Origin of the sequence: Actinophytocola sp., assembly GCF_036378875.1 — a bacterium.
Lineage (GTDB): Bacteria > Actinomycetota > Actinomycetes > Mycobacteriales > Pseudonocardiaceae > Actinophytocola.
Map to the genome: position 1 here is coordinate 60,294 of NZ_DASUVO010000021.1, position 10,826 is coordinate 71,119.

The window sequence follows — 10,826 nt, forward strand, 5'->3', positions numbered from 1 at the left end:
TCGCCCGTGTCCTTTCAATGAGCGGTGGCGAACTGGGGGCCGCCGTCTGATTCTGGGGAGAACGGATGAACATCCGAAGAGCCCGCGCTGCCTGCGTGGGTCTACTCGTCGCGGCCACGGCCGTCACGGCCGGGCCCGCGGTCGCGGCGCCTGCCGCGGTGGCGCAGGCGCGAGCACTGGGTGCGGCCACCACGGTCACACTCCTGACCGGTGATCTCGTCACGTTGGGCGGACCGACCGGAGCGGACGTGGTCGCGGCGAAAGGCCGTGAACACATTGGATTCCGCACGTACACCGAGGTCGACGGCGACGTCACCGTCATCCCGGAGGACGCGCTGGCGGGCGTTGCTTCCGGCCAACTCGACCGACGCCTGTTCGACGTGAGCGAGCTGGCCAGGTCCGGCTACGGCGACGTGGACCGGAAGGACGTGCCGCTGATCGTCGACTATCCCGGCGCCACACCGAGAGTGGCGGGCACCAGCGACGTTCGCGAGCTGCCGTCGATGGGCGCGGTCGCGATGCGCGCGGAGAAGGGCCCGGCGTTCTGGTCGGCGGCTCTCACCTCGGCGAGCAAGATCTGGCTGGACGGCCGGGTGACGGTGTCACTGGACCACAGCGCCGCGCAGATCGGCGCACCAGACGCGTGGGCGGCCGGGCACACCGGGGCCGGCACCAAGGTGGCCGTGCTCGACACCGGGATCGACGCCACACACCCGGACCTGGACGATGCGGTGGTCGGCGCACAGAACTTCACGCCGAGCGCGGCCGGCACGACCGACCGGTTCGGCCACGGCACACACGTCGCGTCGACCATCACCGGCTCCGGTGACCGCTACAAGGGCGTCGCACCGGACGCGAAGCTGTTGAACGGCAAGGTGCTCGACGACGGCGGCGGCGGGCAGGAGTCGTGGATCATCGCCGGCATGGAGTGGGCGGCCGCGAACGGCGCCGACGTGGTCAACATGAGCCTCGGCACCTGGAATGCGAGCGACGGCACCGACCCGATGTCGCAGGCGGTCAACCGGATCACCGCCGAGAAGGGCACGTTGTTCGTCATCGCCGCGGGCAACAACGGCCCTGACGCCGTGTCCGTCGGTAGTCCCGGAGCGGCCGACGCCGCGCTGACCGTCGGCGCGGTGGACCGGGACGACAAACTGGCCGGGTTCTCCAGCCGCGGCCCGCGCATCGGGGACGGGGCGATCAAGCCGGACATCACCGCACCTGGCGTGGACATCGTCGCCGCGCGGGCTGCCGGCACCAGCATGGGCTCGCCGGTCAACGACCGCTACACCGCCGCGTCCGGCACCTCGATGGCCACTCCGCACGTGGCCGGCGCCGCCGCGATCCTCGCCGGCGTGCACCCGGACTGGGGCCCCGAACTGCTCAAGAGCACGCTCATGGGCAGCGCGGAGCCGGCCGACGGGCTGAGCGCGTTCGAGCAGGGTGCCGGCCGGGTGGACGTGGCGGCGGCCGTGGGAACTCAGGGGACTGTGTCCGCGGCGCCGGCGAGCATGGGCTTCGGCACGGTGCTGTACCCGCACCACGACGACCAGCCGATCACGAAGAAGATCACCTATCGGAACTCGGGTGCCGCGCCCGTGACTCTGGACGTCACCGTCGAGATGGACGCCCCGGCGGGGCTGTTCACCGTTTCCCCCAGCCAGGTCACCGTGCCGGCAGGCGGGGTCGCGGACGTCTCGCTGACCGCGGACACGCGCGTCGCCGGCGCCGAAGGTGTTTTCTCCGGCACGGTCGTGGCGGCGGGCGGGAACACCCGGGTGCGTGTCCCGATCGCCCTGGAGAGCGAGGTCGAGAGCTACAACGTGACGTTCAAGGTTCTCGACCACAACGGAAACCCGACCTCGGGCTACGACTACCGGTTGGTGGACCTCGCCAACCCGAGGGCCTTCCGAAGCTACGACCCGTCCGGCACGAGCGTGGTGCGGGTGCCGAAGGGCACGTACTTCCTCGACGGTCATGCGTGGACGAACAACGGTCAGTGGCCGTGGCCCTCGACCGACTTCACCGAGCCCGCGCTCGTGGTCGACCGTGACACCGAGTTCACGCTCGACGCGCGGGACGGCGTGCCGGTCGCGCTCAGCGTCGACCAGGCGGCCGCCGCGGCGGGAAGCGCGTTGCTCGACTACCGGATGACCACCGAATGGGGACTGACCGGCAGCGGCCTGTACCGCACGGACTTCCGCAACCTCTTCTCCCGGCCGTCCCGCACGTCGTCGCAGAACTTCGACTTCGAGATGCGCGGCGAGTTCGCCAGGCCGGACGGCACCGGCACGTGGCCGGGGTTCCACGCCAGCCCGTACCTGTTCCACGTGGCGTACGCCGAGGAAGACAGCGTGCCGGCGGACCTGACCCACGTGATGCGCAGGATTGAGCTGGCCAAGGTCGTCTCGACGCACGCGGTCGCCACACCGGACCGGATCGGCGTCCGGGACAGCATGGTGTCGATGCCGTTGCCGTACACGCTGACCGAGTACTACTCACCTGGCGTCGACTGGCGTCCCTACTTCCAGGAAGCCATCCCAGGGGCGAACCTCTCGGACGGCTTCTCCAGCTCCGTCTTCTCCGCGCGGACCTATCAGGCGGGCACGGTGTACCAGGAGCGGTGGAACGTCGGGGTGTTCGGGCCGGGGTTGGCGTCCGCCCCGGACAGGCTGGGTGAGTTCGCCCGTCTCGGCGACGAGTTCCAGGCGTCCATCGCCGTGTACGGCGACCAGAACACCGACGCCAACGGTTACTTCTGGACCGTGGGCAACGACCGCCCGGGCAGCACCCAACTCCTCCGCGACGGTGCGGTCATCAGCGACGAGCCGTATCCGGGCACGGTCTTCCGCACCCGCCTGCCCGCTGAGGAGGCCATCTACACACTGCGCACCAGTGCGTCCAAGCCCGGTCCACTGTCCACCCGCGTCGATGCCGAGTGGACGTTCCGCTCCGGCCACGTCGCCGGCGACACTCCGACGCCGATCCCGGCCCTGGCAGTGCGGCTCGCCCCGAACCTGGACGACCACAACGCCGCGCCGGCCGGGCGGTTCCGCTTCCCGGTTCACACACAGCGCAACGGGGTCGACGAACCGGGTCAGGTGAACCCGCCGTTGGTGGAGGTCTCCTACAACGACGGCGGGACGTGGCAGAGGGCTCGTCTCATCTGGAGCAACGGCAAGTGGCAGGCCGAGGTCAACAACCCGGTCGGCGCGCAGTTCGCGTCACTGCGGTGGTCGGTCTCGGACAACGCGGGCAACTCCGCGAAGGCGACGATCATCCACGCCTACGCCCTGAAGTAGCGAGCCGGCAAGCGAAAGCGAGGCCCGCCGCGGCCTCGCTTTCGCTTGCCACTCAACGTCGCCGTCCCCGGTGGTGTCGTACTCACTGGAGCGGCAGCCGGCGAGGTGCTGTCGCCTTGCACCAGGGAGAGTGGATGAGCCACGGAAGAGCCCGCTTCGCGTTGGCGGGCTTACTCGTCGCGGCGACCGCCAGTACGGCCGGTCCCGCCGCGGCAGCTCCACCGGCGGTGACACTGCCGGCCGCGACACCGGGAGCGGATACCACCGTCACCCTCCTGACCGGCGATGTCGTCACGTTGGGAGGCCCGAACGGGTTCGACGTGGTCGCGGCGAAAGGCCGTGAGCACCTGGATTTCCGCACCTACACCGACATCGACGGTGACCTCAACGTCGTCCCGGAGGACGCGCTGACCGGGGTGTCCTCCGGCAAGCTGGACCCCCGCCTGTTCGATGTCAGCGAGCTGGCCAGGTCCGGTTACGGCGACGCGGACCGCAAGGACCTGCCGGTGATCGTCGACTACCCGGGCGCCACACCCAGGGCGGCCGGTGCGCGGGTGGAGCGTGAGCTGCCGGCGATGAGTGCGGTCGCGATGCGTGCGGAGAAGACCACGACGTTCTGGGAGACCACGCGCGACTCGGCGAGGAAGATCTGGCTGGACGGTCCGGTCAAGGCCACTCTGGATCGAAGCGTGCCGCAGATCGGCGCTCCCTCGGCCTGGAACGCCGGCCACACCGGGGAAGGCACCACGGTGGCGGTGCTGGACACCGGCATCGACGCGACGCACCCGGACCTGGACGACGCGGTGATCGGCGCGCAGGACTTCACCGACAGCGCGACCGGTACGGACGACTACTTCGGTCACGGCACGCACGTTGCGTCGATCATCACCGGCGACGGCGCGAAGAACAAGGGCGTCGCGCCGAACACCAAGCTGTTGAACGGCAAGGTGCTTGACGACGCGGGCGGCGGGTACGAGTCGTGGATCATCGCCGGCATGGAGTGGGCTGCCGCGAGCGGCGCGGACGTGGTCAACATGAGTCTCGGTACCCGGGAGGCGAGTGACGGCGCCGATCCCATGTCACAGGCGGTCAACCAGATCACCGCCGAGACGGGGACGTTGTTCGTCATCGCCGCGGGCAACGCCGGCCCGGGCGACCGGACCGTCGCCAGTCCGGGGGCGGCCGACGCCGCGCTGACGGTCGGTGCCGTGGACCGGAACGACGGCCTCGCCCACTTCTCCAGCCGTGGGCCGCGCCTCGGGGACGGGGCGATCAAGCCGGACATCACCGCACCGGGTGTGGACATCGTGGCGGCCAAGGCGGCGAACGGCTGGATCGGCAATCCTGCCGATGATGGCTACGTGTCGCTGTCGGGCACCTCGATGGCGACCCCGCACGTGGCAGGCGCCGCCGCGATCCTCGCCGGGCAGCACCCGGACTGGCCGGCGGACCGTCTCAAGTCGACACTCATGGCCAGCTCGAAGGCGAACACCGAGCTGTCGGCGTACGAGCAGGGCGCGGGTCGGGTCGACGTCGCCGCGGCGGTCGATGCGAACGTCTTCGCGTCACCGGCGAGCCTGAGCTACGGGTTGGTCCTGTACCCGCACGATGACGACGAGCCGATCACGAAGACGCTCACCTACACCAACTCCGGCTCGTCGCCGGTGACCCTGGACGTTGCCGCTGAGGCGGCGGGCGCTCCCGTGGGTATGTTCACGGTGTCCCCAGCCCAGATTACCGTGCCGGCAGGCGGGACAGCGGACGTCAGGGTGACCGCCGACACCCGGGACGTCGAGGGCTCCTTCAGCGGGGCGGTGGTCGCGACCGGCGGTGGAGCCGGCGTGCGTACCCCGATCGCGGTGGACAGCGAGGTCGAGACCTTCGACGTGAAGCTCACCTTCCTCGACCGCGCCGGGAAACCGACCCCGGACTACGGGTTCCGGATCGTGGACACCGCCAACCCGAAGCTGTACACGAGCTACGACGTGTCCGGGACGACCGTCGTGCGAGTGCCGAAGGGCACGTACTTCTTCGACGGTTTTGTGACCGAAGGGGCGGACAGGCCCTGGAAGGCCGACTTCACCGAGCCCGCGTTCGTGGTGGATCGTGGCCACACGGAGTACACGTTCGACGCGCGGGACGGCCGGCCCCTCGGCTTCACGGTCGACAAGCGGGAGGCGGCTCCGTTCCGGACGGCACACTCGTACCGGATGACCACCGACTGGGACACGATCGGAAGCGGCTGGGTCAGCCAGAGCTTCGACAACATCGTCACCCGCCCGTCCCTGACCGCTGCGCCAGGCGACTTCGAGTTCGCGATGGAAGCGCAGCTCGCGAAGCCGGACGGCACCGGCGTGGAACCCGGTTTCCACGCCAGCCCCTATCTGTACAACCTCCGCGACGTCAGCGACGGCGCCGTGCCAGCGAATCCGAAGAAGGTGATCCACGACAGGCAGCTCGCGAAGGTCATCTCGTCGTACGCGGTCGCCACCGGGGGCAAGATCGGCGTCCGCGAAGGCGTTGTCACGATGCCGCTGCCGTACACGATGACCGAGTACTACTCACCCGGCACCGAGTGGCGCCCGTACTTCGACGAGGCCACCACGTGGGACCCGGTGTCGAGGAACGGCATGCACCTCAACGTCTTCACCCCGAGGTCGTACGAACTGGGCCGAACTACCCACGAGCGGTGGAACGTCGGCGTGATCGGGCCGGGGCTGGCGTACAACCCCGCCCCTGACGAGCAGGGCGGGTACATCTCCCGTGCAGGCGACGACCTGATGTTCCTCCTGAACATGCACGGCGACCAGAACGCCGACGTCGACGGCAACTTCACGAACGAGGAGGGTTATCAGGTAGGTGCCTCGGCGCTGCTCCGCGACGGCGAGGTGATCGCCGAAAATCCCGGCCCTGGCTCGATGTTCGCCAGACTGTCTCCTGAGGAGGCCACCTACGCGCTACGCACGACCGCGACCATGACCGGTCCACTGTCGACCCGGATCGACGCGGAGTGGACGTTCCGCTCCGCCCGCACCGGGACAAAGACGCCGATCCCGGTCCTGGCGGTCCGCTTCGCCCCGAACCTGGACAACCACAACGCGGCTCCGGCCGGGAAGAAGTTCCGTTTCCCGGTGTACGTGCAGCGCAACGGTGTCCAGCAGGTGGGTCAGGTGAACACCCCGGCCGTCGAGATCTCCTACGACGACGGGGCGACGTGGCAGAAGGTCCGTCTGAGCAGCCACAATGGACAGTGGATGGCTGAGGTCAACCATCCGAGGGGCGCGCAGTACGCGTCGCTGCGGTGGTCGGTCTCGGACAACGCGGGCAACACCGCGAAGGCGACCGTCATCCACGCCTACGCACTGAAGAAGTAAGCCAGCAAAGGGAATGCGAGGCCCGCTAGCCGTGGCCTCGCATTCCCTTTGCCACAAACGTCAACGCAGCCACAAACCGCAGCGCGCTCAACGCAAACCGAAAGCCGGCCTCAGAACTAACCCAACCCCCACCCGATCCCGGGGGCGTCCCGCCGTGCCAGTCTACCGGTAGGGGGTGACAATCAGAGGGATGTGGATCTTGCCTGTGGACAACTCGGTGTGCTGTGGACAACTACTTCGGTAGCTGCAGCAGCGTCGGTGGGTCCGCGGGGTCCAGGCCGGCTGCCATGGCCACCGCGCGGTCCCATTCCGGGTCGGCCGAGTAGTTGTCGTGTCGCTGCAGGCCGGGTGTCCACCGGCGGCCGGGGGTGGGCCCGCGCGGTGGGTCCGGCAGCCAGTGGTCGAGGCCCAGTACCAGCGCCCCCGATGGCCCGCACGTCGCCGCGGACAGGGGTCCCGGTGTCCCGTCGGGGCGGAAACCCATGCCCAGCATCGAGTTCTCGAACACTTGCCGCCGCCACGTGGTGACCGCGCCGCCCAGGGGGTCCGTGCCCCGGCACAGTGAACGCCACCTCGTGCCGAGTTCGGCCGCCAGCCCGCCAAGCGCGGTGAACGGCAGCACCGCCGGGAACGCCCGGGTGTACGCCCACTGCAGCTGCGAGCCGACCGTCATCACGCCGATCCGCCGTCGTTCCGGTTCGTTCAGTGAGTTCAGCAGCCGGGCCGCCGCCACGACCACCAGCAGGCTGCCGTGGCTCTCGCCGACCAGCACCACCCTCGTGCCGGGCTCGCGCAGGTGCGACACCGTCCGCGCCGCCAGCTCCGGCGCCACCTTCATCGCGTAGCAGGGCGGCACGATCGGGTGCGCTTCCCTCGGCCAGAAACACGCCAGGTCCGCCAGCACTCCCAGCTGCCGCGCCGAGTCCGGTGCCCGCGCCGCGTTGTACACCGCCCGCAGTAGCCCGCCCGCCAGCGCGCCCAGTGCCAGCACCCCGATCGTCGACAACGGCCGCAGCCAGGTCGGCACGTCGGTGAACCGCAGGTACACGGCCACCACCGCGCCCGCGCACAGCGCGCCGGCACACGCCAGCACCACGTGGTGCAGATGCCGCCGCTGCCACCCCGCGAGCCGCCACTCCCGTACCGGCGAGCCGAGCACGCGGGCCTCCGCCGACTCGATCCTCCGCAGCTTGACCAGTGCGAACGGCGCCCCCACCGCCGCGACCACCACCCCGAGCACAGCGCCAGCGCCCCACAGCAACGTCACCGGCTCGTACCCCGGTGGCACCTGCATGCCCTCGGTGCCGAGCAGCTTGCGCACCGCGTAGCCCAGCCCCGCGCCGAAGCCGCCGCCCAGCAGCGCCGCCACCGCTACCACCGGCGCCGCCATCCAGCCGCCGGCCCACGGACGGAGCTCCCTCGGCCGGCCGCGCCACTCGCGTCGCGCGATCCGTGCGGCCGGCACCAGCAGCACGCCGAACAGCACGACGACCACGATGAGCACGGCGGCGACCGCCTCGACCGTCTGTCGGGTGCCGGTCAGCATCAGCGGGTCACGGCTCGCCGCGGCGGCCGCGACCAGCACGCCACCGGTCGCGAACAGCGCTCGTCGCGTCCACGGGCCCAGCGCCCTCCGCAACCAGGCGCCGGCGCCGACCGGTGACGCGCCCCTCGGGTCGTCCAGCAGCAGCACCCCGAGCAGCGCGACGACCAGCAGGATCAGCGCCAACGTCCACAGCGCCACGGCCACGGGTTCGGCCGGCATCGTCAGCGGGCCGCCGAGGGGGAGCAGCGCGACGGTCGCGAGCGCCGCCACCAGGTGCAGTGCCCGCAACGTCGGCGTGTCCGGATCGGCGACCAGGTTCGTGCCGGGCAGCTGCACACGCGAGTTCGGCGGCGTCGGCGGCGGGTTGCCCGTGTCGGCCACCTCCCAGGCCACGCACGAGATCCGGTGCAGCACGTAGATCGTCAGCACCACCGGCACCAGCCCGACCGCCGGCCGGAACAGGTACGTCTCACGCAGCCAGTTCGGCACCGTGCCCGCCAGGCACGGCGAGCCGGGTGCCAGGCACTGCGCCGCGAGCAGGTCCAGGCTGACGACCGCGGCCTGCGTGACGAGTAACACGGTGAGTAACACGGCGGCGAGTCGCAGCAGCGTGCGGGCGGCGAGGCCCAGCCGGGTGGCGAGCTGGTGCCCGCTCGGCACGGGCGGCAACATCCAGTGCGCGACGTTGGCCAGCGCGAACGGGAACAGCAGCGCCCACGCCGCCTTCGCCGCGCCACCCGAGGTCATCCCGGCCCAGGCGTAACCCTCGACGACCCGTGGGATCGACTGGCCCTCCGCCCGCAGCACGGGGCCTGGCGCGGGCCGCAGGAGCCGGTCGGCCGGCTGGACGATCCGCCCGACGCCGTCACCGGCGACATCGACCGCGGCGACCGCCGAGACCAGCGCCTCCGGCCTGGTGCCCATCGCGCCGTGCACACGTAACTCGATCACGCGGGTGTCCGGCCCGGGCGGGTACAACAGGCCTTCCTCCTCTGGCTCGACGGGCACTCCAGTGAGTCGACTAGTGGCAACGGTAGTGTTCTGAGGGCTGAAAGGTTTGGAGGATGCACGGGATGACCGCAGTTAACACCGAGAGCGAGACCATCTCCCGGTACTCGCGACAGGTGGGTGACCTCGATTTCGCGGTGGCGGATCTGTCGCTCGCCGAGTTCGGGCGCAAGGAAATTCGGCTCGCTGAGCACGAGATGCCCGGCCTGATGGCGTTTCGCCGTGAATACGCGGAGGTTTATCCGCTGCGCGGGGCGCGGATCTCCGGCTCGCTACACATGACCGTGCAGACCGCGGTGCTCATCGAGACCCTGGTCCACCTGGGCGCGGAGGTGCGCTGGGCGTCATGCAACATCTTCTCGACGCAGGACCACGCCGCGGCGGCGGTCGTCGTCGGCCCGCACGGCACGCCGGAGGAGCCCAAGGGCGTCCCGGTGTTCGCGTGGAAGGGCGAGACGCTCGAGGAGTACTGGTGGTGCACCGACAGGATGCTCACCTGGCCGGGTAGCGCCGTGCCGAACATGCTGCTGGACGACGGCGGGGACGCGACCCTGCTGATCCACAAGGGCACGCAGTACGAGGCGGCCGGTGTCGTGCCGCAGCCGGACGACAACGACTCCGAGGAGTGGAAGGTCGTCCTCGAACTGCTGCGCAACTCGCTGGAGTCCGACAAGCAGAAGTGGACCCAGGCCGGCCAGGAGATCAAGGGCGTCACCGAGGAGACCACGACCGGCGTGCTGCGGCTGTACCAGCTGGCGGCGGCCGGTGAGCTGCTCTTCCCGGCGATCAACGTCAACGACTCGGTCACCAAGTCGAAGTTCGACAACCGCTACGGCATCCGCCACTCGCTGATCGACGGCATCAACCGCGGCACCGACGTCCTGATCGGCGGCAAGGTCGCGGTGGTCTGCGGCTACGGCGACGTCGGCAAGGGTTCGGCGGAGTCGCTGCGTGGCCAGGGCGCCCGGGTCATCATCACCGAGATCGACCCGATCTGCGCCCTGCAGGCGGCCATGGACGGCTACGACGTCCAGCGGCTGGAGGACGTGCTGGACCGTGCCGACATCATCATCACGACGACCGGCAACAAGGACATCGTGATGGCCGAGCACATGGCCAAGATGAAGCACCAGGCGATCGTCGGCAACGTCGGCCACTTCGACAACGAGATCGACATGGCCGGCCTCGCGCGCTACCCCGGCGTCCGCCGGATCAACATCAAGCCGCAGGTCGACGAGTGGGTGTTCCCGGACGGCCACTCGATCATCGTGCTGTCCGAGGGCCGCCTGATGAACCTCGGCAACGCGACCGGCCACCCGTCGTTCGTCATGTCGAACTCCTTCTCCAACCAGGTGATCGCGCAGATCGAGCTGTTCACCAAGAACGAGGAGTACGACAAGGAGGTCTACCGCCTCCCGAAGAAGCTCGACGAGAAGGTCGCCCGCATCCACCTGGAGGCGCTGGGCGGCCAGCTCACGAAGCTGACCAAGGAGCAGGCGGAGTACATCGACGTCGACGTCGAGGGCCCGTACAAGTCGGACCACTACCGCTACTGATCTCACCCGCGAGAAGCCGGCTCCCGCATGCGGGAGCCGG

4 protein-coding genes are annotated in these 10,826 nt (G+C 69.8%); 3 read left to right on the top strand and 1 reads right to left on the bottom strand.

Translation table 11 applies throughout. The annotated features are described in order from the left end of the window. Window positions 1-65: 65 nt before the first annotated feature. Window positions 66-3,302, top strand: coding sequence for a S8 family peptidase (locus VF106_RS06020; protein ID WP_330838559.1), 3,237 nt, complete (start codon window positions 66-68; stop codon window positions 3,300-3,302). A 134-nt stretch (window positions 3,303-3,436) separates the two neighbouring features. Beyond that, window positions 3,437-6,676: a S8 family peptidase gene (locus VF106_RS06025; protein WP_330838560.1), complete on the top strand. Its 3,240-nt coding sequence runs from the start codon at window positions 3,437-3,439 to the stop codon at window positions 6,674-6,676. Window positions 6,677-6,908: 232 nt separating this feature from the next. Here VF106_RS06025 and VF106_RS06030 read toward each other — a convergent pair whose 3' ends face one another. After that, the gene (locus VF106_RS06030) at window positions 6,909-9,230 is read right to left on the bottom strand and encodes a hypothetical protein (protein WP_330838561.1); all 2,322 of its coding nucleotides are present in this window, start codon (window positions 9,228-9,230) and stop codon (window positions 6,909-6,911) included. Between the two features lie 65 nt (window positions 9,231-9,295). Between VF106_RS06030 and ahcY the strand changes: the two genes are divergently transcribed. Then, complete coding sequence (ahcY, locus tag VF106_RS06035) at window positions 9,296-10,786, top strand: adenosylhomocysteinase (RefSeq protein ID WP_330838562.1); 1,491 nt, start codon at window positions 9,296-9,298, stop codon at window positions 10,784-10,786. Window positions 10,787-10,826 lie beyond the last annotated feature (40 nt).